Origin of the sequence: Alicyclobacillus mali NBRC 102425 (genome assembly GCF_001570745.1) — a bacterium.
GTDB lineage: Bacteria > Bacillota > Bacilli > Alicyclobacillales > Alicyclobacillaceae > Alicyclobacillus > Alicyclobacillus mali.
Genome location: NZ_BCSG01000003.1, coordinates 117,028 through 140,519, shown reverse-complemented (window position 1 = coordinate 140,519; position 23,492 = coordinate 117,028). Strand labels below are relative to the sequence as shown.

General features: G+C 61.2%; 29 protein-coding genes. All 29 read left to right on the top strand.

Annotated elements, in window-relative coordinates; translation table 11 throughout:
* The first annotated feature begins 13 nt into the window (after positions 1–13).
* Positions 14–685 (top strand): RNA polymerase sporulation sigma factor SigH, encoded by a 672-nt coding sequence (gene sigH, locus AMA01_RS02110; protein ID WP_062305105.1) that lies wholly within the window; start codon positions 14–16, stop codon positions 683–685.
* A 102-nt stretch (positions 686–787) separates the two neighbouring features.
* Positions 788–937: a 50S ribosomal protein L33 gene (gene rpmG, locus AMA01_RS02105; protein WP_008339831.1), complete on the top strand. Its 150-nt coding sequence runs from the start codon at positions 788–790 to the stop codon at positions 935–937.
* 34 nt (positions 938–971) lie between these two features.
* Complete coding sequence (secE, locus tag AMA01_RS02100) at positions 972–1,205, top strand: preprotein translocase subunit SecE (protein WP_231862780.1); 234 nt, start codon at positions 972–974, stop codon at positions 1,203–1,205.
* A 36-nt stretch (positions 1,206–1,241) separates the two neighbouring features.
* Positions 1,242–1,787 (top strand): transcription termination/antitermination protein NusG, encoded by a 546-nt coding sequence (gene nusG / locus AMA01_RS02095; protein WP_067846556.1) that lies wholly within the window; start codon positions 1,242–1,244, stop codon positions 1,785–1,787.
* Between the two features lie 151 nt (positions 1,788–1,938).
* On the top strand, positions 1,939–2,367 hold the full coding sequence (rplK, locus tag AMA01_RS02090) for a 50S ribosomal protein L11 (RefSeq protein ID WP_067846553.1): 429 nt from the start codon (positions 1,939–1,941) through the stop codon (positions 2,365–2,367).
* Between the two features lie 59 nt (positions 2,368–2,426).
* On the top strand, positions 2,427–3,128 hold the full coding sequence (rplA, locus tag AMA01_RS02085) for a 50S ribosomal protein L1 (RefSeq protein WP_067846550.1): 702 nt from the start codon (positions 2,427–2,429) through the stop codon (positions 3,126–3,128).
* Positions 3,129–3,349: 221 nt separating this feature from the next.
* Positions 3,350–3,859: a 50S ribosomal protein L10 gene (gene rplJ, locus AMA01_RS02080; protein WP_067846547.1), complete on the top strand. Its 510-nt coding sequence runs from the start codon at positions 3,350–3,352 to the stop codon at positions 3,857–3,859.
* A 68-nt stretch (positions 3,860–3,927) separates the two neighbouring features.
* A complete protein-coding gene (rplL, locus tag AMA01_RS02075; RefSeq protein ID WP_231862779.1) occupies positions 3,928–4,302 on the top strand; it encodes a 50S ribosomal protein L7/L12 in 375 nt (124 codons plus the stop codon).
* Between the two features lie 64 nt (positions 4,303–4,366).
* On the top strand, positions 4,367–4,966 hold the full coding sequence (locus AMA01_RS02070) for a class I SAM-dependent methyltransferase (RefSeq protein WP_067846541.1): 600 nt from the start codon (positions 4,367–4,369) through the stop codon (positions 4,964–4,966).
* Between the two features lie 385 nt (positions 4,967–5,351).
* Positions 5,352–8,870 carry a DNA-directed RNA polymerase subunit beta gene (gene rpoB / locus AMA01_RS02065; protein WP_376738330.1) on the top strand — a complete coding sequence of 1,173 codons (3,519 nt, stop codon included), beginning with the start codon at positions 5,352–5,354 and terminating at the stop codon, positions 8,868–8,870.
* A gap of 48 nt (positions 8,871–8,918) precedes the next feature.
* A complete protein-coding gene (gene rpoC / locus AMA01_RS02060; RefSeq protein WP_067846535.1) occupies positions 8,919–12,557 on the top strand; it encodes a DNA-directed RNA polymerase subunit beta' in 3,639 nt (1,212 codons plus the stop codon).
* A gap of 124 nt (positions 12,558–12,681) precedes the next feature.
* A complete protein-coding gene (locus AMA01_RS02055) occupies positions 12,682–12,939 on the top strand; it encodes a ribosomal L7Ae/L30e/S12e/Gadd45 family protein (protein WP_067846532.1) in 258 nt (85 codons plus the stop codon).
* Between the two features lie 113 nt (positions 12,940–13,052).
* Complete coding sequence (gene rpsL / locus AMA01_RS02050; protein ID WP_067846529.1) at positions 13,053–13,466, top strand: 30S ribosomal protein S12; 414 nt, start codon at positions 13,053–13,055, stop codon at positions 13,464–13,466.
* Positions 13,467–13,535: 69 nt separating this feature from the next.
* Positions 13,536–14,006 (top strand): 30S ribosomal protein S7, encoded by a 471-nt coding sequence (gene rpsG / locus AMA01_RS02045; protein WP_067846526.1) that lies wholly within the window; start codon positions 13,536–13,538, stop codon positions 14,004–14,006.
* A 27-nt stretch (positions 14,007–14,033) separates the two neighbouring features.
* A complete protein-coding gene (gene fusA / locus AMA01_RS02040; protein ID WP_067846524.1) occupies positions 14,034–16,109 on the top strand; it encodes an elongation factor G in 2,076 nt (691 codons plus the stop codon).
* 13 nt (positions 16,110–16,122) lie between these two features.
* The gene (gene tuf / locus AMA01_RS02035; RefSeq protein WP_067846519.1) at positions 16,123–17,310 is read left to right on the top strand and encodes an elongation factor Tu; all 1,188 of its coding nucleotides are present in this window, start codon (positions 16,123–16,125) and stop codon (positions 17,308–17,310) included.
* Between the two features lie 277 nt (positions 17,311–17,587).
* Positions 17,588–17,896 carry a 30S ribosomal protein S10 gene (gene rpsJ / locus AMA01_RS02030; protein WP_067846516.1) on the top strand — a complete coding sequence of 103 codons (309 nt, stop codon included), beginning with the start codon at positions 17,588–17,590 and terminating at the stop codon, positions 17,894–17,896.
* A 54-nt stretch (positions 17,897–17,950) separates the two neighbouring features.
* On the top strand, positions 17,951–18,586 hold the full coding sequence (gene rplC, locus AMA01_RS02025) for a 50S ribosomal protein L3 (protein WP_082743888.1): 636 nt from the start codon (positions 17,951–17,953) through the stop codon (positions 18,584–18,586).
* Between the two features lie 28 nt (positions 18,587–18,614).
* On the top strand, positions 18,615–19,235 hold the full coding sequence (gene rplD, locus AMA01_RS02020; RefSeq protein ID WP_067846513.1) for a 50S ribosomal protein L4: 621 nt from the start codon (positions 18,615–18,617) through the stop codon (positions 19,233–19,235).
* On the top strand, positions 19,235–19,522 hold the full coding sequence (gene rplW / locus AMA01_RS02015) for a 50S ribosomal protein L23 (protein ID WP_067846510.1): 288 nt from the start codon (positions 19,235–19,237) through the stop codon (positions 19,520–19,522). The genes rplD and rplW overlap by 1 nt, the downstream gene beginning before the upstream one ends.
* Positions 19,523–19,552: 30 nt before the next feature.
* Positions 19,553–20,383 (top strand): 50S ribosomal protein L2, encoded by an 831-nt coding sequence (gene rplB / locus AMA01_RS02010; RefSeq protein ID WP_067846507.1) that lies wholly within the window; start codon positions 19,553–19,555, stop codon positions 20,381–20,383.
* Positions 20,384–20,422: 39 nt separating this feature from the next.
* On the top strand, positions 20,423–20,704 hold the full coding sequence (gene rpsS, locus AMA01_RS02005) for a 30S ribosomal protein S19 (RefSeq protein WP_067846504.1): 282 nt from the start codon (positions 20,423–20,425) through the stop codon (positions 20,702–20,704).
* Between the two features lie 61 nt (positions 20,705–20,765).
* Entirely contained in the window at positions 20,766–21,122 is a 357-nt protein-coding gene (gene rplV, locus AMA01_RS02000) for a 50S ribosomal protein L22 (RefSeq protein ID WP_067846502.1), read from the top strand.
* A gap of 15 nt (positions 21,123–21,137) precedes the next feature.
* Positions 21,138–21,818 carry a 30S ribosomal protein S3 gene (gene rpsC, locus AMA01_RS01995; RefSeq protein ID WP_067846499.1) on the top strand — a complete coding sequence of 227 codons (681 nt, stop codon included), beginning with the start codon at positions 21,138–21,140 and terminating at the stop codon, positions 21,816–21,818.
* Between the two features lie 6 nt (positions 21,819–21,824).
* Positions 21,825–22,262, top strand: a complete 438-nt coding sequence (gene rplP, locus AMA01_RS01990) for a 50S ribosomal protein L16 (RefSeq protein ID WP_067846496.1) — start codon at positions 21,825–21,827, stop codon at positions 22,260–22,262.
* Positions 22,249–22,446: a 50S ribosomal protein L29 gene (gene rpmC, locus AMA01_RS01985; protein WP_008339776.1), complete on the top strand. Its 198-nt coding sequence runs from the start codon at positions 22,249–22,251 to the stop codon at positions 22,444–22,446. The genes rplP and rpmC overlap by 14 nt, the downstream gene beginning before the upstream one ends.
* A 17-nt stretch (positions 22,447–22,463) precedes the next feature.
* On the top strand, positions 22,464–22,733 hold the full coding sequence (gene rpsQ, locus AMA01_RS01980) for a 30S ribosomal protein S17 (RefSeq protein WP_067846493.1): 270 nt from the start codon (positions 22,464–22,466) through the stop codon (positions 22,731–22,733).
* Positions 22,734–22,764: 31 nt separating this feature from the next.
* Positions 22,765–23,133 (top strand): 50S ribosomal protein L14, encoded by a 369-nt coding sequence (rplN, locus tag AMA01_RS01975; RefSeq protein WP_067846490.1) that lies wholly within the window; start codon positions 22,765–22,767, stop codon positions 23,131–23,133.
* A 38-nt stretch (positions 23,134–23,171) separates the two neighbouring features.
* Positions 23,172–23,483 carry a 50S ribosomal protein L24 gene (gene rplX, locus AMA01_RS01970; RefSeq protein ID WP_067846893.1) on the top strand — a complete coding sequence of 104 codons (312 nt, stop codon included), beginning with the start codon at positions 23,172–23,174 and terminating at the stop codon, positions 23,481–23,483.
* Positions 23,484–23,492: the final 9 nt, after the last annotated feature.

Genomic DNA, 23,492 nt, shown 5'->3' with positions numbered 1-23,492 from the left:
GGGGTGATAGAGTTTGTCGACGCAGCCGACACCAAGAGACGCCGACGCGGCCCCGCCGTACGACACGGCGCCCTACGAGAAGATGACAGACGAAGAGCTGGTCGAGGCTGTTCATCGCGGCGACACCGACGCGCTCGACTATCTAATTCACAAATACAAGAATTTCGTTCGCGCGAAGGCGCGGTCATATTTCCTCATCGGGGCTGATCGGGAAGACATCGTGCAGGAAGGCATGATTGGACTGTACAAGTCCATCCGCGATTTTCGCGGAGACAAGCTCTCCTCCTTCAAGGCGTTTGCCGAACTGTGCATCACGCGCCAGATTATCACCGCTATCAAAACGGCCACGAGACAAAAGCATATTCCGCTCAATTCCTACGTTTCGCTGGACAAGCCCATTTATGACGAGGATTCGGATCGCACGCTGCTGGATGTCATCTGCACCGTGCGCGTGGCGGATCCGGAAGAACTGATTATAAACCAGGAAGAATTCGACGATATTGAGGGTAAGATGTCCGAATTGCTGAGCGATCTGGAGCGCCAGGTACTGATGCTGTACCTCGACGGTCGCTCGTATCAGGAGATTGCCGTGGATCTCGCCCGGCATGTCAAATCCATCGACAACGCACTTCAGCGGGTCAAGCGAAAGCTGGAGAAATACTTGACGGTGCGCAACGTGATATGATAATGTTGTGCAGGTATGAGCCCCGGTTCGGGGGTTCTTCTGTTTCTGCGTCCATGACCGAGAGATCGGTTTCGTGGTCGGTTGACACGGGGAGGTGCCAAAATGCGCGAGATCATCACCCTCGCTTGCACGGAGTGCAAACAGAGGAACTATACGACGACGAAGAACAAGAAGAATGATCCGGATCGTCTCGAGCTGAAAAAGTATTGCCCCACCTGCAACTCGCACACGACGCACCGCGAGACCCGTTAAGGCGCCGCTCTTGGCCCACAAAGGAGCATCGAACGTGGCGAAACCGAACGATACCCTCGTGGAACTGAATCAGCACGCGAAGCGCACGGGCATCGTCGCCTTCTTCAAGGAGTCGTTCCGGGAGTTAAAGCGCGTTCGTTGGCCGAAGCGCCGTGAGGTCATTGTGTACACGGCGGCCTGTCTTTTGGTGTGTGCCATTTTGGGCGTGCTCATCTGGGGTTTTGACATCGGGATTTCTGCGGCGATGTCGGCCATCGGCGTAGACTAACGCGTCATGGGGGTGGCGGGCTGCTCGCCCTGCTCAATGGAGAATCTTGAGAAGCAGTGGTATGTGATTCACACATACTCGGGCTACGAGAACAAGGTGAAGAGCAACCTCGAAAGCCGGGTGCAGACCATGGGCATGGAGGACCGAATTTTTCGCGTCGTCGTGCCCACGGAAGAGGCTGTGGAAATTAAAAACGGCAAAAAGCGCGTGGTGCAGCGCAAGACCTATCCGGGATATGTCCTCGTCGAGATGATCATGACGGACGATTCCTGGTATGTCGTGCGCAACACGCCTGGGGTGACCGGCTTTGTCGGATCGCCCGGCGCCGGATCGAAACCTATGCCGCTCATGCCGCACGAGGTCGAACAGATCCTGAGTTCCATGGGTGTCAACGAGGCGAAGCCTGTGGCCCAGTTCAAGGTCGGCGACGTTGTGCGCTTGATCAGCGGTCCGTTTGCAGACATGGTTGGGACGGTGGAAGAGGTTCACCCTGAGCATCAAAAGCTCAAGGTTCTCGTCTCCATGTTCGGGCGGGAAACGCCGTTGGAGGCCGATTTTACCCAGGTGGAGCACCTTCCATGAGGTGGCTTGCGCCGTCTGACATATGGCAGTGAGCTCGTCGGCGTCACGCCGGCGGCTTTCTGTAGCCTGGCCAACGCTGGGCTCGCATAGATGGTTTCCTGTGGGAGGGCAAACCCCGAACACCACATCTCGAGTGAAGGAGGTGGCTGTGTTGCCGAAGAAGGTCGTCAAGGTTGTGAAGCTGCAAATTCCAGCCGGGAAGGCAACGCCTGCGCCGCCGGTAGGTCCTGCGCTCGGCCAAGCGCAAGTGGGCAACATCATGGGCTTCTGTAAGGAGTTCAATGCGCGCACGGCCGATCAGGTCGGTTTGATCATTCCGGTCGTCATCTACGTGTATGAGGATCGCTCGTACACGTTTGAACTGAAGACCCCGCCGGCTTCCGTGTTGCTTAAGAAGGCGGCCGGCGTCGAGTCGGGTTCGGCTGAACCGAATCGCGTCAAAGTGGGCAAGGTCACGCGAGCGCAAGTTCGCGAGATCGCCGAACAGAAGATGCAAGACCTGAATGCTGCGTCGATCGAGGCCGCCATGCGGATGGTCGAGGGCACGGCCCGCAGCATGGGCATCACGGTTGTCGACTGACGGCATGCGGGAGGCCGTGGGAGGTTTCCACAACCGATTACCACGCGGAGGTGAGTGACATGGCAAAGCTCAGCAAGCGTCTCCAGGAGATTCACAAGCTCGTGGATCGCGATAAACTGTACGACGTGGACGAGGCGATGGACCTCGTGAAGAAGACCGCCACCGCGAAGTTTGATGAGACGGTGGAAGTCGCGGTGCGGCTGGGCGTGGATCCGAAGAAGCAGGATCAGCAGGTCCGCGGCGCGGTCGTGCTGCCGCACGGAACGGGCAAGACGCCACGGGTGCTCGTGTTTGCCAAGGGTGAGAAGGCTCGCGAAGCGCAGGAGGCGGGCGCGGACTTCGTCGGCGACGACGACCTGATTCAGAAGATCTCGCAGGGCTGGCTCGACTTCGACGTGGCCGTGGCGACGCCGGACATGATGCCGGCGGTTGGCCGCCTCGGTCGTATTCTGGGTCCCCGCGGCTTGATGCCAAACCCGAAGACCGGTACGGTGACCTTCGACATCGCGCGCGCGGTGAACGAGATTAAGTCCGGTAAGGTCGAATATCGCTTGGACAAGGCTGGCATCATCCACTGCCCGATTGGCAAGGCTTCCTTCGAGAAGGAGCAGCTTGTGGAGAATTTCCGGGCTCTCTTGGGTGCGCTGGTGAAGGCGAAGCCGGCGGCCGCCAAGGGCACGTACGTGCGCGGCGTGACGGTTTCGTCGACGATGGGCCCTGGCATTCGAGTCAACCCGCAGCGCGCGGCCGTTGGCGAGTGAGCCGTCGGGTCTGGCCGCTGGCCAGAATGGTGTTTGTATGATATAACATCCATAGCGAAAGGCCGTAGACAGCAGGTCTGCCCTCATCGGGCAGTGAAAGTTGCCTGCCGAGGCGTTTCCCGCACCGATGTGCATTGGGCATGTCGAATTTCGTGGGCGCCTCGCGTCGTCGAGGCGCCTTTCGCTGTGTAAAGGTGACATTTTGCGGGGAGGTGGGCGATTTGGCGATTCGCCGTGCCGAAAAAGAGCAGATCGTGCAGTCCGTCGCCGAGCGGATGCGCCGCAGCAAGAGCATCGTGCTCGCTGACTACCGCGGCCTCACGGTGGCGGAGGACACCGAGCTGCGGGCGCGCCTGCGCCAGGCCGGGATCGAATACTCCGTCGTCAAGAACACGTTGACGACGCGCGCCGCCGAGCAGGCCGAGATTGAGGGGCTGGACGCGCTCCTGGCTGGACCAACGGCCATTGCCTTCAGCTATGACGATCCGGTTGCGCCGGCAAAAATCCTGCACGAGTTTTCGCGCGAACACAAGGCGCTCGAGCTCAAGGGCGGCTATGTCGAGGGCAAGGTCGTCGATGCCAAGGAGATTGAGTCGCTTGCGAAGCTGCCGTCGCGCGAGGGGCTTCTGTCGATGCTGCTCAGCGTCCTGCAGGCGCCCATGCGCAACCTGGCGTACGTGCTGTCGCAGGTGGCCGAAAAGCAGGACGGCGAGGCTGCTCCTGCCGAGTGAAGCAGGCGCTCGGTGCGTGAAGTTCGGAGTTTGGATTCGAATACAGAACATTGGATGAGGAGGGCTTTGTGATGACCACGGCTGAGATCTTGGAAGCTGTGAAAAACATGACGGTGCTCGAGTTGAACGAGCTCGTAAAGGCCATCGAGGAAGAGTTCGGCGTGACGGCGGCTGCGCCGGTCGCGTTTGCGGGTGCCATGCCGGGGGCTGGTGAGGCCGCTCAGGCGGAGCAGACGGAGTTCGACGTGATCCTCGCGTCCGCGGGCGCCTCGAAGATCAACGTCATCAAGGTGGTGCGCGAGATCACGGGCCTCGGCCTGAAGGAAGCGAAGGACCTCGTGGACGGCGCCCCGAAGCCCATCAAGGAGAAGGTCTCCAAGGAAGAGGCCGAGAGCATCAAGGCGAAGCTCGAAGAGGCTGGCGCTTCGGTCGAGGTCAAGTAAGACAACTGCAGTGCGAGAGGGGTGCCCATTGGGCACCCTTTTTCGATGCGCCGGAGGTGGCGACGTGGAGCATTACTTTCGGGACAATCCTTCTGCGCCGAGCGAAGAACGCGTCGTGCGGATTGAAGTCCGCGGCTTCACGGTGGAGTTGGTGACGGATCGCGGTGTGTTCAGCAAGGCGGGTTTGGACGAAGGCACGCGCCGCCTGATTGAATCGGTGGATTTGACAGGCGCCGCATCCGCGCTCGATCTCGGCTGTGGCTACGGCCCGGTGACGGCGATTCTGGCCCGCGCCTACGCTGGCGTTGAATGGTGGATGATCGACGTCAATCGCCGGGCGGTGGAGCTGGCGCGTCGCAATACGATGGACCTTGTGCCTCCACCTAAGGTGATTGAACACGACGGCATCCCTCCGCAACTTGAGGTTCAATTCGATCACGTCCTGATGAATCCGCCGATTCGCGCGGGAAAGGCGACGGTGTTTCGCCTGTACGAAGAGGCGCGGCGAGCCCTGAAGCCCGGAGGGAAGCTCTGGGTTGTGATTCAGAAGAAGCACGGGGCGCCGTCCACCGAGGCGAAGCTGCGGGAACTGTTTGAGCGGGTGGATATCGCGCACAGGAAGGCGGGCTACTATGTGTTCTGCGCGGTGAGGCAACCTCGGTAGGTCCGGCATCGCCACCATCGGGAGGTGGGAAGGGCATTTTTCACTTGATCAACATAACGGCATGTGATATCATCAACCAATGCAAACTGAGTTGTTTGGACGGATGCCTCCTCTTCGCGCATAAAATCCATCATTTTGGGGAATAGGTGAATACGACTGGCGTGTCCATCATCGTCTAGCATGCCGAGTTGAAAGAGAAGTGCTGCACGCAAAAGTCCAGAACAGGCGGTCGCTCATCGGGCGTCGTCCTGGCGTCTTTTTGTGTGCGGCGCTTGTCTCTTTGTCTGACTTGGCTCGTCCGAGCTCAAGAAGACCTCTGATGCAAAGCCTCCTTTGCGCATCGTCCAACAAATCCGCTTGAGGGGTGACGGTTTTGCAGGGACACATGGTCAAGTACGGATGGGCGGAGCGCCGCAGTTACGCGCGCATTCGCGAGGTCCTCGATCTCCCAAACCTCATTGAGATCCAGCAGAAGTCGTACGAGTGGTTCCTGCGGGAAGGACTGCGCGAGACCTTCGCGGACATCTCTCCCATCACGGACTTCACCGGGAACCTTGTGCTCGAATTCGTGGATTACAGCCTCGGCGAGCCCAAGTACGACGTGGAAGAATCGAAGGAGCGCGATGTGACTTACGCGGCGCCGCTTCGCGTGAAAGTTCGTCTGCTCAACAAGGAGACGGGCGAGGTCAAAGAGCAAGAGGTGTTTCTCGGCGACTTTCCGCTCATGACCGAGACCGGCACCTTCATCATCAACGGTGCGGAGCGCGTCATCGTAAGCCAGCTCGTCCGCTCCCCCAGCGTCTATTATAGCAGCAAGATCGACAAGAATGGCAAACGTACGTTCGCGGCCACGGTGATTCCCAATCGGGGCGCATGGCTCGAATTTGAGACGGACGCGAAGGACGTCGTGTACGTCCGAATTGACCGCACCCGCAAGTTGCCCATCACGGTCCTGCTCCGGGCGCTCGGCTTGTCGTCGGACGCCGAGATCATCGAACTGTTGGGCGAGGACGAGTACTTGCAGAATACGCTGGACAAGGATACCACGGACTCGACGGAGCGCGCGCTCATCGAGATTTATGAGCGCTTGCGCCCGGGTGAGCCGCCGACGGTGGAGAACGCGCGTGCCCTGCTTGCGTCGCGGTTCTTCGATCCCAAGCGGTACGATCTCGCCGCGGTTGGGCGGTACAAGATCAACAAGAAGCTCCATCTGAAAAATCGCCTGTTGAATCAGCGCTTGGCGGAGACCATCGTCGACGAAGAGACGGGCGAGATCATTGCCGAAGCCGGGGCCGTCTTGGACCGCCGCACGCTGGACCGGTTGATTCCTCGCCTGTCGGGCAGGGTTGGGCGATTCAGCATCCGCGGCACGCGCGACTTGTTTGAGCACGACGAGATTCCGCTGCAGATGGTGAAGATCTTCAGTCCGGCGGAGGACGGAAAGATTCTGCACGTCATCTCGAACGGAGAACTGCCGTCGGACGTCAAATACATCACGCCGTCCGACATCATTGCCGCCATCTCGTACTTCTTCAACCTGCTGCGCGGCGTTGGGACGACGGATGACATTGATCACCTGGGCAACCGGCGCCTCCGGTCGGTGGGCGAGCTGTTGCAGAATCAGTTCCGCATCGGGCTCTCCCGCATGGAGCGCGTGGTGCGCGAGCGCATGTCCATTCAGGACGCGAGCGCCATCACACCGCAGGCGCTGATCAACATCCGCCCGGTGATTGCGGCCATCAAGGAGTTCTTTGGATCGAGCCAGCTGTCGCAGTTCATGGATCAGACGAATCCGCTCGCCGAACTCACGCACAAGCGGCGTCTTTCGGCGCTCGGGCCCGGTGGCCTCACGCGTGAGCGGGCCGGCTTCGAAGTGCGCGACGTGCACTACTCGCACTACGGCCGCATGTGCCCCATCGAGACGCCCGAAGGTCCGAACATCGGCCTCATCAACTCGCTCTCGACCTTTGCGCGCGTCAACGAGTACGGCTTCATCGAGACGCCATACCGGCGCGTCGATCCAGAGACGGGCGTGGTCACGGATCAGATTGATTACCTGACGGCGGATGAGGAGGAAAACTACCTCATTGCGCAGGCGAACGAGCCTCTGACAGAGGACGGTCATTTCGTCTCCGAGGAGATCACGGTGCGCTCGCGCGAGGACGTGATCACCGTGAGCCGAGATCGAATTGACTACATGGACGTGTCGCCGAAGCAGGTGGTGTCCGTTGCGACGGCGCTCATCCCGTTCCTTGAAAACGACGACGCGAACCGCGCGCTCATGGGATCGAACATGCAGCGCCAGGCAGTGCCGCTGCTCGTGACGGATTCGCCGTTCGTGGGGACGGGGATGGAGTACCAGGCGGCGAAGGACTCCGGGGTTTGCGTGGTTTCCAAGCACAATGGCGTCGTGGAGCGTGTGACGGCCCGCGAGATCTGGGTGCGCGAAGAGGCCGTCGTGGATGGGCAGGTCGTGAAGGGGAACATCCACAAATACAAGCTGATCAAGTTCGCGCGTTCGAACCAGAACACGTGCCTGAACCAGAGGCCCATCGTGCGCGAGGGCGATCGCGTCAAAGTTGGGGACATTCTCGCGGACGGCCCGGCGACACAAAAGGGCGAGCTGGCGCTCGGCCGGAACGTGCTCGTCGCGTTCATGACCTGGGAGGGCTACAACTACGAGGACGCGATTCTCATCTCGGAAAAGATGGTGAAGGAGGACGTCTACACGTCCATCCACATCGAGGAGTACGAAATTGAGGCGCGCGACACGAAGCTCGGGCCAGAGGAGATCACTCGCGACATCCCGAACGTCGGCGAAGACACGCTCAAAAACCTCGACGAACGCGGGATCATCCGTATCGGCGCGGAGATCACGACGAACGACATCCTCGTCGGCAAGGTGACGCCGAAGGGCGTGACGGAGCTTACCGCGGAAGAGCGGCTGCTGCACGCGATTTTCGGCGAGAAGGCTCGCGAAGTGCGCGACACGTCGCTGCGCGTGCCGCATGGAGGTGCCGGGATCGTCGTGGACGTCAAGGTGTTCACGCGCGAGAACGGCGACGAGCTGCCCGCTGGCGTGAACCAGTTGGTGCGCGTCTACGTCGCGCAGAAGCGCAAGATCTCGGAGGGCGACAAGATGGCCGGTCGCCACGGGAACAAGGGTGTCGTGGCGCGCATCCTGCCGGAGGAGGATATGCCGTTCCTCGAGGATGGGACGCCAGTCGAGATCGTCCTGAATCCGCTCGGCGTGCCGTCGCGTATGAACATCGGTCAGGTGCTGGAGACGCACCTGGGCATGGCCGCGAAGGTGCTGGGGCTGAAGATGGCCACGCCGGTGTTTGACGGCGCCAAGCCGGAGGACGTGTTTGAGACGCTGCGCGAGGCTGGCTTGCCCGAGGACGGCAAGCAGGTGCTCTACGACGGCCGGAGCGGCGAGCCGTTCGAAAACCGCGTCACCGTGGGATACGTGTACATGATGAAGCTGCATCACCTGGTGGACGACAAGATCCACGCGCGCTCCACGGGTCCGTACTCGCTCGTCACCCAACAGCCGCTCGGAGGCAAGGCGCAGTTCGGAGGACAGCGGTTTGGCGAGATGGAGGTCTGGGCCCTGGAGGCGTACGGCGCGGCTTACACGCTGCAGGAGCTCCTCACGGTCAAGTCGGACGACGTGGTGGGACGCGTCAAGACGTACGAGGCCATCGTCAAGGGCGAGAACGTGCCGGAGCCGGGTGTGCCGGAGTCGTTCAAGGTGCTCATCAAGGAGCTCCAGAGCCTGGGGATGGACGTGAAGATCTTGAGCGGCGACGAGCGCGAGATCGAGATGAAGGAGATGGACGACGACGAGGACAGCCCCGACAAGCTCAATCTGAACCTGGAGTACAACGAGGTCGGCGATTGACCCTGTGCGAGACCGATACCCAGGCACGACGATTGGAGGGTGCACAAGTTGTTTGACCTGAACAACTTTGAGTTCATGAAGATTGGGCTCGCGTCGCCAGAAAAGATCCGCTCTTGGTCGCACGGCGAGGTGAAGAAGCCGGAGACCATCAACTACCGCACACTCCGCCCGGAGAAGGAAGGGCTGTTCTGCGAAAAGATCTTCGGCCCGACGCGGGATTGGGAGTGCCACTGCGGCAAGTACAAGCGGATCCGCTACAAGGGCGTCGTGTGTGACCGGTGCGGCGTCGAGGTCACGCGGTCCAAGGTGCGGCGCGAGCGCATGGGGCACATCGAGCTGGCGGCGCCTGTCTCGCACATCTGGTTCTTCAAGGGCATCCCGAGCCGCATGGGGCTGATCCTCGACATGTCGCCGCGGGCGCTCGAGGAGGTCATCTACTTTGCATCGTACGTGGTGACCGATCCCGGCGACACGCCGCTCGAAAAGAAGCAGCTTCTTTCGGAGAAGGAGTACCGCTCCTACCGCGAGAAGTACGGCTATGCGTTCAAGGCGGGCATGGGCGCCGAGGCGATTCGCACGCTTCTGCAGGAGATCGATCTCGACCGCGAGGTGGAGGTCCTGCGCGAGGAGCTGCGCACGGCCCAGGGACAGCGGCGGAACCGCGCCATCAAGCGGCTTGAAGTCATTGAGGCATTTCGCCAGTCCGGCAACAAGCCGAGTTGGATGATCCTCGAGGCGCTGCCGGTGATTCCGCCTGACTTGCGCCCGATGGTGCAGTTGGACGGCGGTCGTTTCGCCACGTCCGACCTGAACGACCTGTACCGCCGTGTCATCAACCGCAACAACCGCCTGAAGCGCCTGCTCGATCTCGGCGCGCCCGACATCATTGTGCAGAACGAGAAGCGGATGCTGCAGGAGGCTGTGGACGCGCTGATCGACAACGGCCGGCGGGGTCGCCCGGTGACGGGGCCAGGCAATCGGCCGCTGAAGAGCCTGTCGCACATGCTGAAAGGCAAGCAGGGCCGCTTCCGCCAGAACCTGCTCGGCAAGCGCGTCGACTATTCCGGCCGATCCGTCATTGTGGTGGGGCCCGAGCTGCGCATGTACCAGTGCGGCCTGCCGAAAGAGATGGCTCTCGAGCTCTTCAAGCCGTTCGTCATGAAGGAACTCGTGGCGCGCGGCCTTGCGCACAACATCAAGAGCGCGAAGCGCAAGGTCGAGCGCGTGTCGGACGAGGTTTGGGACGTTGTGGAAGACGTCATCAAGCAGCACCCCGTGCTGTTGAACCGCGCGCCGACGCTGCACCGCTTGGGTATTCAGGCCTTCGAGCCCATTCTCGTTGAAGGCCGGGCGATCAAGTTGCACCCGCTCGTCTGCACGGCATACAATGCGGACTTTGACGGCGATCAGATGGCGGTGCACGTGCCGCTGTCTGCGGAGGCCCAGGCGGAAGCGCGCCTGCTCATGCTGGCTGCCCATAACATCCTCAACCCGAAGGATGGCAAGCCGGTCGTGACGCCGACGCAGGACATGGTGCTCGGCTCGTACTATTTGACCATTGAGCGGGAGGGCGCCCCTGCCGAAGGCAAGGTGTTTGCGTCCGTGTCCGAGGTGGAGTACGCCCTCCAGCAGCGGCTGATCACGCTGCAGACGCGCATCGTGCTGCCAGCCAACGTGATCGGTAAGACGTCGTTTACCGAGGCGCAGGCGAACGCACTCTTGATCACGACGCCGGGCAAGCTCATCTTCAACAGCATTTTCCCGGCCGACTTCCCGTACCTGAATTCGGCGGCGAAGTCGAACCTGCTCGGAGGTCCGCCGGACGACACGTTCATCTTCGAAAAGGGCGTGGATGTCCGCGAGGCGATTCGCAACCGTCCGGTGCCGAAGGCGGTCATCAAGAAGGACCTGGGCAACATCCTGGCGGAATGCTTCCGCCGCTATGGCACAACGATGACGGCCGAGATCCTCGACAAGGTGAAGCGGCTCGGGTTCCACTACTCGACGCTCGCGGGCATCACAATCTCCATCAGCGATGTCGTGGTGCCTGAGGAGAAGAAGCGCATCATCGCCGAAGCGGACGCCAAGGAGCACAAGCTGAAGCTTCAATATCGGCGCGGCCTCATCACGGAAGAGGAGCAGTATGTGACCTTCAGCCAGATTTGGTCGGAGGCCAAGGAGCAGATCTCGTCCATCCTCATGGAGAGCATGGACCAGTTCAATCCTATTTACATGATGGCCACCTCGGGTGCGCGTGGTTCCAACTCGCAGATCACTCAGCTCGCCGGTATGCGCGGTCTAATGGCGAATCCGTCCGGCGAGATCATCCAGCTGGCCATCAAGTCGAACTTCCGTGAGGGGCTGTCCGTGCTGGAGTACTTCATCTCGACGCACGGTGCACGCAAAGGCCTTGCCGATACGGCGCTCCGGACGGCCGACTCGGGTTACCTCACGCGCCGCCTCGTCGACGTCGCGCAGGACACGATTGTCCGCGAGCACGACTGCGGGACCGACAAGGGCCTGCGCGTGATGGAAATCCGCGACGGCAGCGAGGTCATCGAAGACCTGCGCGATCGCCTCGAAGGCCGAATCGCGTTCCAGGATGTGTATCATCCGGAGACGGGCGAGAAGATCGTCGGCAAGAACGAGATGATCGACGAAGAGGCCGCGGACAAGATTGTCACGGCGGGCATCAAAGAGGTCACCATCCGCTCCGTGCTGACCTGTCGCACGCGCCACGGGGTGTGCCAGCTCTGCTACGGCCGGAACCTGGCGACGGGCGACATGGTCGAGGTGGGAGAAGCGGTCGGCATTATTGCCGCGCAGTCCATCGGCGAACCGGGCACGCAGCTCACGATGCGCACGTTCCACACGGGTGGCGTCGCGGGCGACGATATCACGCAAGGTCTGCCGCGCGTGCAGGAGCTCTTCGAAGCGCGTAACCCGAAAGGCCAGGCCGTGATCGCGGAGTTCGATGGCGTGATCACCGACATTCGCGAGGGCAAGGACAAGCGCGAGATCGAGCTCACCGGCGAGAGCGAGACGAAGACGTACCAGATCCCATATGGCTCTCGGATTCGGGTCAGTGTCGGCCAGCAGTTGGAAGCCGGTGAGGAGCTCACGGAGGGCTCGGTCGACCCGAAGGAAATGCTGCGCGTCAAGGGCCTGCAGGGTGTGCAGAACTATCTGCTGCGCGAAGTACAGCGCGTCTATCGGCTGCAGGGCGTGGACATCAACGACAAGCACATCGAGGTCATGATCCGGCAGATGTTGCGCAAAGTTCGCATTCTCGATGCCGGCGACACGGAACTGCTGCCGGGGACCTATGTGGATCTGTTCGATTACGAGGCGGCCAACCGCGAGGCGCTCCTCTCGGGCCAAGAGCCTGCGGTGGCGCGTCCGGCCCTGCTCGGCATCACCAAGGCGTCCCTCGAGACCGATTCGTTCCTTTCGGCTGCGTCGTTCCAGGAGACGACGCGCGTGCTCACCGAGGCGGCCATCAAGGGCAAAGTGGATCGGCTGCTCGGCCTGAAGGAGAACGTGATCATCGGCAAGCTGATCCCGGCGGGCACGGGCATGGTGAGGTACCGCAGCGTGGAGCCGGAGCTGGTGCACCAGGGCGACGCAGAAGTCGCGGTCACGGGCGACGCGGATGCCGAACCAGAGGCCGTCCCGAGCGCGGAATAAGGGCTGCCGAGGCGCTGGGAAATTCGGGCTGTCGACCTGCGTTTGGTTGACAGCCCGGAAAGCGCGATGATAGAATTCCCTAGTGTGCGTCAGCACGATGTTTTCCATTGAGGAGGATCGTGCGGTGTCCCTTGACGACATACGCCAAGCGAAGAAGAAGACCGTCGGCACCAACCAGACGCTGAAGGCGTTGAGGCAACCGTCTGGTCGTGTGGTGTGCGTGTATGTCGCGAAGGATGCCGAGCCGAGGGTGACAGAACCCGTGGTGCAATTGGCGTCGAAGCTCGGAGTTCCGATTGAATGGGTCGACACCATGCGGCAACTCGGGAAGGCTTGCGGCATAGAGGTCGGCGCGGCTTCCGCCTGCATTCTGGGGGAGTAGCGGCGTTTCGCTTCGGCGTGCTTTTTGTTTGCGGACCGATGAACCGCCAGGGTCTGTGGTCTTGCGAAAGGGTCAACCGCGGTGATTTGGAACACACGAGAGGAGGTGCACGGGTGCCGACCATCAACCAATTGGTGCGCAAAGGCCGGAAGGCCGTCGTGAAGAAGTCCAAGGCGCCTGCGCTGCAATTCGGCTACAACAGCCAGATCAAGAAGCTCACGGATCTGCCGTCTCCGCAAAAGCGCGGTGTCTGCACGCGTGTGGGCACGATGACGCCGAAGAAGCCGAACTCCGCCCTGCGGAAATACGCGCGTGTTCGCCTGACGAACACGATTGAAGTCACGGCGTATATTCCGGGCATCGGGCACAACCTGCAGGAGCACTCGGTCGTGCTTGTGCGCGGCGGACGCGTCAAGGACCTGCCTGGCGTTCGCTACCACATCGTCCGCGGTGCGTTGGATGCGGCCGGTGTGAAGGATCGCATGCAGGGTCGCTCGAAGTACGGCGCGAAGCGGCCGAAGAAGTAAGGGCGTTCGGCTGCGCGCGGTTGAGCATTTCAGTTTGGCGTGAGGTTTGTTTGGAAAGGAGGGGGCAGTGTGCCGAGAAAGGGGCCCGTCCCAAAGCGTGACGTGTTGCCGGATCCCGTGTACAACAACAAGTTGGTGGCTCGCCTCATCAACAAGGTGATGGTGGACGGCAAGAAGGGGATCGCGGAGCGCATCGTCTACCGGGCGTTCGACATCATCCGCGAGCGCACCGGCAAGGATCCGATGGAGGTCTTTGAGGCGGCGATGCGGAATGTGATGCCCGTGCTGGAGGTCAAGGCTCGCCGCGTGGGCGGATCGAACTACCAGGTGCCCGTGGAGGTGCGCCCGGAACGCCGGATTTCCCTCGGCCTTCGCTGGTTGGTGCAATACGCGCGCCTGCGGAGCGAAAAGGGCATGGAGTACCGCCTGGCTGCCGAGTTGATGGATGCCGCCAACAACGCCGGTGGCGCCGTCCGCAAGCGTGAGGACACCCACCGCATGGCGGAAGCCAACAAGGCATTCGCACATTATCGCTGGTAATCTGACGGTTAGAAGGGAGGCGGCGCGATGGCACGCGCATTCCCGCTCGAGAAGACGCGGAATATCGGCATCATCGCTCACATCGATGCCGGTAAGACAACGACGACCGAGCGTATCCTGTTTTACACTGGCCGCGTCCACAAGATCGGCGAGGTGCACGAAGGTGCCGCGACGATGGACTGGATGGTCCAGGAGCAGGAGCGCGGGATCACCATCACGTCCGCCGCTACGACCTGTCAATGGAAGGGGCACCGCATCAACATCATCGACACGCCAGGGCACGTGGACTTCACGGTCGAGGTGGAGCGTTCCCTGCGCGTGCTCGACGGGGCGGTCGCGGTCTTCGACGCCAAAATGGGCGTCGAGCCCCAGTCGGAGACGGTGTGGCGGCAGGCAGACAAGTATCACGTTCCTCGTATCGCCTATGTCAACAAGATGGACATCGTGGGCGCGGACTTCCTCGCGTGCGTCGATCAGATGAAGAACCGCCTGGGTGCCAAGGCGGTCCCGATTCAGCTGCCCATCGGCGCGGAGGACACGTTCAAGGGAATGGTCGATCTCATCGAGATGAAGGCCATCATTTACACGGACGATCTCGGCACGCGCGCCGAGAACACGGACATCCCGCCGGAGATGCAGTCGCTCGCCGAGGAAAAGCGCGCTGAGATGATCGAGGCCGTCGCCGAGGTCAACGAGGAACTCATGATGAAGTACCTCGAGGGCGAAGAGCTGACCATCGAAGAGATCAAGGCGGGGCTCCGCGAGGGCACCTGCAAAGGCGTCCTCTTCCCGGTGCTGTGCGGATCTTCCTACCGCAACAAGGGCGTCCAGCCGATGTTGGATGCCGTCGTGGAGTATCTCCCGGCACCGAACGACATCCCGGCCATCAAAGGCTTCACGCCCGAGGGTCAAGAGGTGGAGCGCCACTCGTCCGACACCGAGCCGTTTGCGGCGCTCGCGTTTAAGATTATGAGCGACCCGTTCGTCGGAAAGCTGGCCTTCTTCCGCGTGTACTCAGGCACGCTGCAGTCGGGCTCGTACGTGCTGAACTCGACCAAGGGCAAGCGCGAGCGTATTGGACGCATCTTGCAGATGCACGCCAATCACCGCGAGGAGATCGAAGAGGTCTACGCGGGCGACATCGCCGCTGCTGTGGGACTCAAGGATACCACCACGGGCGACACTTTGTGCGACGAGAAGAACGTCGTCGTTCTGGAGTCCATGGACTTCCCGGACCCGGTCATCTCGGTGTCCATCGAGCCGAAGACCAAGGCGGACCAGGACAAGATGGCGCTCGCGCTCCAGAAGCTCGCCGAAGAGGATCCGACCTTCCGGACGTACACGGACCAGGAGACGGGTCAGACCATCATCCAGGGAATGGGCGAGCTGCACCTGGAGATCATCGTCGACCGCATGCAGCGCGAGTTCAAGGTCGAGTGCAACGTGGGCAAGCCCCAGGTGGCGTACCGCGAGACCATCACGAAGCGCGTGGATCAAGAGGGGCGCTTCGTCCGGCAGTCGGGCGGGCGCGGCCAATATGGCCACGTCAAGATCATTTTGGAGCCGCTCGAGCGCGGGCAGGGCTTCGTGTTCGAGAACAAGATCGTCGGCGGTGTGGTGCCGAAGGAGTACATCCCCGCTGTCGAAGAAGGCATCCAGGAGGCCATGCGCAATGGCGTGCTGGCGGGTTATCCGCTGGTAGACATCAAGGCCACGCTGTACGACGGCTCGTATCACGAGGTGGACTCCAGCGAAATGGCCTTCAAAATCGCCGGATCCATGGCGCTGAAGGCTGGTGCCGAGAAGGCGAATCCCACCCTCCTCGAACCTGTCATGCGCGTCGAAGTGACGGTGCCCGAGGAGTACATGGGTGATATTCTGGGCGACGTCAACGCCCGCCGCGGCCGCGTGGAGGGCATGGAGACGCGCGGCAACGCCAGCGTCATCAAGGCCTATGTGCCTCTGGCTGAGATGTTTGGTTATTCGACCTCTCTGCGGTCGCGCACGCAAGGGCGCGGCACGTATTCGATGGAACTCGCCTATTACGACGAGGTTCCGCGGAACGTTGCAGAGGGGATTATCAAGAAGAACAAAGGCGAATAAGGAGTGAACTCTGGTGGCTAAGGAGAAATTTGAGCGCACGAAACCCCACGTCAACATTGGGACCATCGGCCACGTCGACCATGGCAAGACGACCCTGACCGCTGCCATCACGTCCGTGTTGGCTGCGAAGGGTAAGGCAAAGGCGCAGCGTTACGAGGACATTGACAGGGCTCCGGAAGAGCGCGAGCGCGGTATCACCATCAACACGGCGCACGTCGAGTATGAGACCGACAACCGCCACTACGCGCACGTGGACTGCCCTGGGCACGCTGACTACGTGAAGAACATGATCACCGGTGCTGCGCAGATGGACGGCGCCATCCTCGTGGTGTCCGCTGCTGACGGCCCGATGCCGCAGACCCGCGAGCACATCCTCCTGTCCCGGCAGGTCGGCGTTCCGTACATCGTCGTGTTCCTCAACAAGTGTGACATGGTGGACGACGAGGAACTGCTCGATCTCGTCGAGATGGAAGTTCGCGAGCTTCTCAACGAGTATGAGTTCCCTGGCGACGATGTGCCGGTTGTCCGCGGTTCCGCTCTGAAGGCTCTGGAAGGCGATCCGCAGTGGGTTGCGAAGATCGACGAGCTCATGGCCGCGGTGGACGAGTACATCCCGACGCCGGAGCGCGACACGTCGAAGCCGTTCCTCATGCCGGTCGAGGACGTGTTCACCATCACCGGTCGTGGTACCGTGGCGACGGGTCGTGTGGAGCGCGGCACGTTGAAGGTCGGTGACGAGGTCGAGATCGTGGGCCTGCGTGAGGACCGCCGCAAGACGGTTGCGACAGGTATCGAGATGTTCCGGAAGCTCCTCGACGAGGCGCAGGCGGGTGACAACATCGGTGCTCTGTTGCGCGGCGTGGAGCGCAAGGACGTGGAGCGTGGACAGGTTCTCTGCAAACCTGGCAGCATCAACCCTCACACGAAGTTCGAGGCTGAGGTTTACGTCCTGACGAAAGAAGAAGGTGGCCGCCACACGCCGTTCTTCAACGGCTATCGGCCGCAATTCTACTTCCGTACGACAGACGTCACGGGGGTTGTCCAGTTGCCGGAGGGCACCGAGATGGTGATGCCTGGCGACAACATCTCCATGTCTGTGGAGCTCATCGCTCCCATCGCTGTCGAGGAGGGTACGCGCTTCTCGATTCGCGAGGGCGGTCGTACGGTCGGCGCTGGCGTCGTGACCAAGATCACGCAATAACGCCGTTCCGCGCGGCAAGTGCATAGCAATGGTGAGAAGGCGGTCATCAGGCCGCCTTCTCGCATGTGGGCGGACTCAGCGCCGGTGCGGAGCTGCCGAGACTGAACTGGCGCGCGGCTCTTGTCAGCGCATCGAGCGTCTAGTATAATATCGGGCGTTGGTCTCTTAAGGCGATGAGGCGGAAGGTTGCCCATGTGTCCAGCGCCATATGGGATACCGCTGGGGGAATTTCCGCTGAGTATGTCCAACGAATTGGGCGACAAAGGAGGGAAAACATATGGCGAAGCAAAAGATCCGGATCCGCCTGAAGGCGTATGATCACACGGTATTGGATCAATCTGCGGAGCGCATCGTCGAAACGGCGAAACGCTCGGGGGCGAAGGTGTCTGGGCCTGTGCCGCTTCCGACGGATCGCGAGGTGTACACGATTCTGCGCGCTCCTCACAAGTACAAGGATTCGCGGGAGCAGTTTGAGATTCGCACGCACAAGCGATTGATCGACATCCACAATCCGACGCCGCAGACGGTGGATGCGCTCATGCGCCTCGACCTGCCTTCGGGTGTGGACATCGAGATCAAGCTTTGATCATAGTGTGAAACGCGTGGATGCGTTGTAACGTGCGACGAGGAGGTGCACGCTTTGAAAGGAATTCTCGGGCGCAAGCTCGGCATGACGCAGGTCTTCACGGAGGACGGAGACGTTGTGCCGGTGACAGTGATTGAGGCAGGCCCGTGTGTCGTGCTCCACAAGCGCGTCCTGGACAGGGATGGCTATGAGGCGATTCAGCTGGGCTTTGCGGACAAGAAGGCGAGTCGTGCGACGAAGCCGGAAGTTGGGCATGCGGCGAAGGCCGGTACGGCCCCCAAGCGGTACATCCGTGAGATCCGCGGCGTGAACGTGGGAGACTACGAGGTTGGGCAACAGTTGAAGGCTGACATCTTTGCGCCTGGCGATATCGTGGATGTGACCGGCGTGTCGAAGGGCAAGGGCTTCGCGGGCCCCATTAAGCGCCACAATCAGCATCGCGGGCCGATGGCGCACGGTTCGAAGTATCACCGCGGCGTGGGTTCGCTCGGATCCATCGCGCCAAACCGCACGTTCAAGGGTCAGACGATGGCGGGGCGCATGGGAGGCGAGCGGGTGACCGTGCAGAACCTCGAGGTCGTCAAGGTCGATTCGGAGAAGAACGTCATTCTGATCAAAGGTTCGGTGCCGGGGCCTCGCAATTCGTTTGTGACTATCCGCTCGGCTGTGAAGCAGCCGGCTCAGCAGTGAGGAGCCTGACTGAAAGGAGGAAGACGACATGCCGACAGTCGCTGTATTGAACACGGCCGGCCAGCAGGTGGGCGAGATCGAGCTGAAGGAGAAGATCTTCGGTGCGCCGATCCGGCCGGATCTGATGCACATCGTGGTCCTGCAGTATCTCGCCGCTCGGCGCCGCGGGACGCACAAGACGAAGACGCGCTCGGAAGTTTCCGGCGGTGGCCGCAAGCCCTGGCGCCAAAAGGGTACGGGTCGTGCGCGCCAAGGCAGCATTCGCGCGCCGCAGTGGCGCGGAGGCGGCGTGGTGCATGGGCCGACGCCGCGGTCGTACGCGTTCAAGGTGCCGAAGAAGGTACGGCGCGCCGCGCTGTACAGCGCCCTCTCTTCCAAAGTGCAAGAGGGCAAGATTGTCGTGGTGGAAGGATTCGAGTTTGAACGCCCGAAGACGAAGGACATGGTCGGCGTCCTGCAAAACTTGAATGTGGAGAAGGCGCTGATTGTGGACGGCGAAAAGAAGCGGCCGGTCTACCTCTCGGCGCGCAACGTTCCGAACGTGAAGTACATGGAGGCGGCGGGCCTCAATGTGTACGAACTCCTCCGTCACGACCATCTCGTGCTGACCAAGGACGCCGTTCAGAAGGTGGAGGAGGTGTTCGCCTGATGGATCCGCGCGATTTGATCAAGCGCCCGATTATCACGGAGCGCTCCACGGAATTGATGGAAGAGAACAAGTATGTGTTTGAGGTCGATCGCCGCGCGAACAAGGTTGAGATCCGTAAGGCGATTGAAAAGTTGTTCGACGTTCAGGTGGAGTCCGTGCACACCATGAATGTGCACGGCAAACAGAAGCGCGTGGGGAAGTTCGTCGGCCGCACGCCGGACTGGAAGAAGGCTATTGTCAAACTGAAGCCCGGCTCGAAGACGATCGACTTCTTCGGCGAGTCGTGATGGTAGTCCACTGATAAGGAGGTCGTCTCGATGGGGATTAAGAAGTATCGCCCGACTTCTCCCGGTCGCCGCTTCATGTCGGTCTCGACGTTCGACGAGATCACGACGGACCAACCGGAGAGGTCGCTGCTCGTCCCGCTGAAAAAGAAAGCGGGTCGCAACAATCAAGGCCGCATCACCGTGCGCCATCGGGGTGGCGGGCACAAGCGGATGTACCGCCTGATTGACTTCAAGCGGAACAAGGATGGTGTGCCGGCGAAGGTCGCCACGATTGAGTACGACCCGAACCGGTCCGCCCGCATCGCGCTGCTTCACTATCTGGACGGCGAAAAGCGCTACATCCTGGCGCCGCACGGCCTGAAGGTGGGCGATGTGGTGATGAGCGGAGACGACGTCGATATTCGCGTCGGCAACGCGCTGCCGCTCCGCTCGATTCCTGTGGGTACCGTCATCCACAACATCGAGCTTCGCCCCGGCCACGGCGGCCAGCTGGCTCGCGCGGCGGGCGCAAGCGCGCAGCTCATGGCAAAAGAGGGCGACTACGCGCAAGTCCGTCTGGCATCGGGCGAGGTGCGCAAGATCCGCGTGGAATGCCGTGCGACCATTGGACAGGTCGGAAATCTGGATCACGAAAACATCACACTCGGCAAGGCTGGGCGCAGCCGCTGGATCGGGCGCAGGCCCACGGTTCGCGGTTCTGCCATGAACCCGGTGGATCACCCGCACGGCGGTGGCGAAGGCAAGGCGCCGATCGGCCGCAAGTCGCCGATGTCGCCGTGGGGCAAGCCGACGCTGGGTAAGAAGACCCGGAAGAAGAACCATCCGACCGACAAGTACATTGTCCGCCGTCGGACGAAGTAAGGCGAAAGTTACGTTGACTTGGAAGGGAGGTCGTTCGCAGTGGCTCGTTCTTTGAAGAAGGGTCCGTTCTGTGACGCCCATCTCATGAAGAAGGTCGAGGCTCTGAACGCCTCGGGCGAGAAGAAGGTCATCAAGACGTGGTCTCGCCGCTCGACCATCTTTCCGCAATTCGTGGGGCACACGTTCGCGGTGCATGACGGACGCAAACACGTGCCGGTGTATGTGACGGAGGATATGGTCGGACATAAGCTGGGTGAGTTCGTCCCGACGCGGACATTCCGCGGTCACGCCGGAGATGAGAAGTCGTCGCGCTCGCGTTGACGTGATGGGAGCATGCTGGGGTGGCTGGTAGAGGCCAGCCCCAAACGAAGGAGGTCGTGTCATGGCATCGACGCAGTCGGAAACGCGGACGGCTCGCGCGGTTGCGCGTTACCTGCGGATCGCGCCGCGGAAAGCTCGCCTGGTGGTCGACTTGGTGCGCGGCAAGAACGTGCAGGAGGCGCTCGCCATCCTGAAGTTTACTCCGCGGGGCGCGTCGCCGTTGGTCGAAAAAGTGCTGCGCTCTGCAATCGCAAACGCAGAAAACAATCACAACATGGACGTGGATAGGCTGTACGTCAAGGAAATCTACGTGGACGAGGGACCGACGCTGAAGCGCTGGCATCCCCGCGCGCAAGGCCGTGCCTTCAGCATTTTCAAGCGCACGAGCCATATCACCGTCGTGGTGGCGGAACGGTAAGGAGGGATTGCCTGCATGGGGCAAAAAGTCAACCCAATCGGCCTTCGCATTGGGATCATCCGTGACTGGGAAGCGAAATGGTACGCCAACAAGAAGGACTATCAGGACCTCCTTCACGAGGACCTGAAGATCCGCAACTATGTCATGCATCGCCTGAAGGATGCCGCCGTGAGTTCGGTCGAGATCGAGCGCGCCGCGAATCGGATCAACGTGACGATTCACACGGCGAAACCCGGCATGGTGATCGGCAAGGGTGGCCAGGAAGTCGACGCCCTGCGCAACGAGCTGAACAAGCTGACGGCGAAGCGCGTTCACATCTCCATCTCGGAGATCAAGCAACCGGATCTGTGCGCGAAGCTGGTGGCGGAGAGCATTGCGCAACAGCTTGAACGGCGCGTGGCATTTCGCCGTGCGATGAAGCAGGCCATCCAGCGTTCGATGCGCGCTGGCGCAAAGGGCGTGCGCGTGCAGGTGTCCGGCCGGTTGGGCGGCGCTGAAATTGCCCGCACGGAGGGCTACGTGGAGGGCACGGTTCCTCTGCAGACGCTTCGGGCGGATATCGATTACGCGCTCGCCGAGGCGCACACGACGTACGGACGGATCGGCGTGAAAGTATGGATTTACCGGGGAGAAGTGTTGCCGAAGCGGAAGAACACCCAGGCGGAGGCGGCTTCCGAAGCGGTTCAGGGAGGTTGATGGACCATGTTGATGCCAAAGCGCGTGAAGTACCGCAAGGAGCATCGCGGTCGCATGAAGGGGCGCGCGAAGGGCGGACAGACGGTCGCGTTTGGCGAGTACGGGTTGGTGGCGCTTGAGCCCGCCTGGGTGACGAACCGGCAGATTGAAGCCGCCCGTATTGCGATGACGCGCTACATGCGCCGCGGTGGCAAGGTGTGGATTAAGATCTTCCCGTCCAAGCCTGTGACGAAGAAGCCTGCCGAGACCCGTATGGGTAGCGGTAAGGGTTCGCCGGAGATGTGGGTTGCGGTTGTGAAGCCGGGCCGCGTGTTGTTCGAAGTGGCCGGCGTGAGCGAAGAGGTTGCGCGTGAAGCGATGCGCCTTGCTGCGCACAAGCTGCCGATCAAGTGCAAGTTTGTGACTCGTGAAGAAGTGGGTGGTGACGCGAATGAAGGCAACTGAGCTTCGGAGTCTGAGTGACGAGGAGCTGAAGGCCCGGATCGATGGGCTGAAGGACGAGTTGTTCAACCTCCGCTTCCAACTCGCTACGGGTCAATTGGAGAATCCTATGCGCATTCGGCAGGTTCGCAAGGATATCGCGCGCGCGAAGACGATCCTGCGTCAACGCGAGTTGGGTATCGGTTAAGAGAGGAGGTTCTTTGTATGGCTGAGAATGAGCGCAATCAACGCAAGGTTCGCGTCGGCAAGGTCGTGAGCGACAAGATGGATAAGACCATTGTCGTCGCCGTCGAGGAGCACGTGATGCACCCGCTCTACGCGAAGACGGTCCGTCGCACGAAGAAGTTCAAGGCGCACGACGAACATAACGAGGCGAAAATCGGGGACATCGTGCGGATTATGGAGACTCGGCCGCTCAGCAAGGAGAAGCGCTGGCGCCTGGTCGAGATCGTGGAGCGGGCCGAGATCGTTTGATTTGGCTGCCTGTTGAAGGGAGGATACGGCGATGATTCAACCGCAAACGCGGCTCGTGGTTGCGGACAACTCGGGCGCGAAGGAGATCATGTGCTTCCGCGTGCTCGGCGGTTCGAACCGAAAATACGCGAACATCGGCGACGTGATCGTGGCGTCCGTCAAGAGTGCAACACCCGGTGGCGTTGTCAAGAAGGGCGACGTCGTGAAGGCCGTCATCGTGCGGAGCAAGCGCGGCATTCGCCGCAATGACGGCTCGTACATCCGGTTCGACGAGAACGCGGCTGTCATCATCCGCGAAGACAAGAGCCCTCGCGGAACGCGCATCTTTGGGCCGGTTGCGCGTGAGCTGCGCGATCGCGACTTCATGAAAATCATCTCGTTGGCACCCGAGGTGCTGTGACTGGAAGAGCGCGAGGAGGGGGTGTGACCGTGCCAAAGCTGCGTGTGAAGACCGGCGATAAGGTGGTCGTGATCGCAGGTAAGGACAAGTCGAAGCAGGGGCGGATCCTGAAGGTGTATCCGAAGGAAGGCCGTGTGGTGGTCGAGGGCGTGAACGTCGTGAAGCGCCACACGAAGCCGAATCCACAGCACCCCGAGGGCGGGATTGTGGAGAAAGAGGCCCCCATTCACGTGTCGAACGTGATGATTGTGGATCCGAAGACGGGCGAGCCCACGCGCGTGGGATACAAATTCCTCGAGGACGGGCGCAAGGTCCGGTACGCGAAAAAGTCTGGCGAAATCCTTGACTGAGTAGCCAGG

Excerpts from the sequence above, each read along its gene's own strand:
- rpmG (WP_008339831.1), top strand. The coding sequence starts at position 788 with ATGCGCGAGATCATCACCCTCGCTTGCACGGAGTGCAAACAGAGGAAC.
- nusG (WP_067846556.1), top strand. The coding sequence starts at position 1,242 with ATGGAGAATCTTGAGAAGCAGTGGTATGTGATTCACACATACTCGGGC.
- rplA (WP_067846550.1), top strand. The coding sequence starts at position 2,427 with ATGGCAAAGCTCAGCAAGCGTCTCCAGGAGATTCACAAGCTCGTGGAT.
- rpoB (WP_376738330.1), top strand. The coding sequence starts at position 5,352 with ATGGTCAAGTACGGATGGGCGGAGCGCCGCAGTTACGCGCGCATTCGC.
- fusA (WP_067846524.1), top strand. The coding sequence starts at position 14,034 with ATGGCACGCGCATTCCCGCTCGAGAAGACGCGGAATATCGGCATCATC.
- rpsJ (WP_067846516.1), top strand. The coding sequence starts at position 17,588 with ATGGCGAAGCAAAAGATCCGGATCCGCCTGAAGGCGTATGATCACACG.
- rplD (WP_067846513.1), top strand. The coding sequence starts at position 18,615 with ATGCCGACAGTCGCTGTATTGAACACGGCCGGCCAGCAGGTGGGCGAG.
- rplW (WP_067846510.1), top strand. The coding sequence starts at position 19,235 with ATGGATCCGCGCGATTTGATCAAGCGCCCGATTATCACGGAGCGCTCC.
- rplB (WP_067846507.1), top strand. The coding sequence starts at position 19,553 with ATGGGGATTAAGAAGTATCGCCCGACTTCTCCCGGTCGCCGCTTCATG.
- rplV (WP_067846502.1), top strand. The coding sequence starts at position 20,766 with ATGGCATCGACGCAGTCGGAAACGCGGACGGCTCGCGCGGTTGCGCGT.
- rpsC (WP_067846499.1), top strand. The coding sequence starts at position 21,138 with ATGGGGCAAAAAGTCAACCCAATCGGCCTTCGCATTGGGATCATCCGT.
- rplP (WP_067846496.1), top strand. The coding sequence starts at position 21,825 with ATGTTGATGCCAAAGCGCGTGAAGTACCGCAAGGAGCATCGCGGTCGC.
- rpmC (WP_008339776.1), top strand. The coding sequence starts at position 22,249 with ATGAAGGCAACTGAGCTTCGGAGTCTGAGTGACGAGGAGCTGAAGGCC.
- rpsQ (WP_067846493.1), top strand. The coding sequence starts at position 22,464 with ATGGCTGAGAATGAGCGCAATCAACGCAAGGTTCGCGTCGGCAAGGTC.
- rplN (WP_067846490.1), top strand. The coding sequence starts at position 22,765 with ATGATTCAACCGCAAACGCGGCTCGTGGTTGCGGACAACTCGGGCGCG.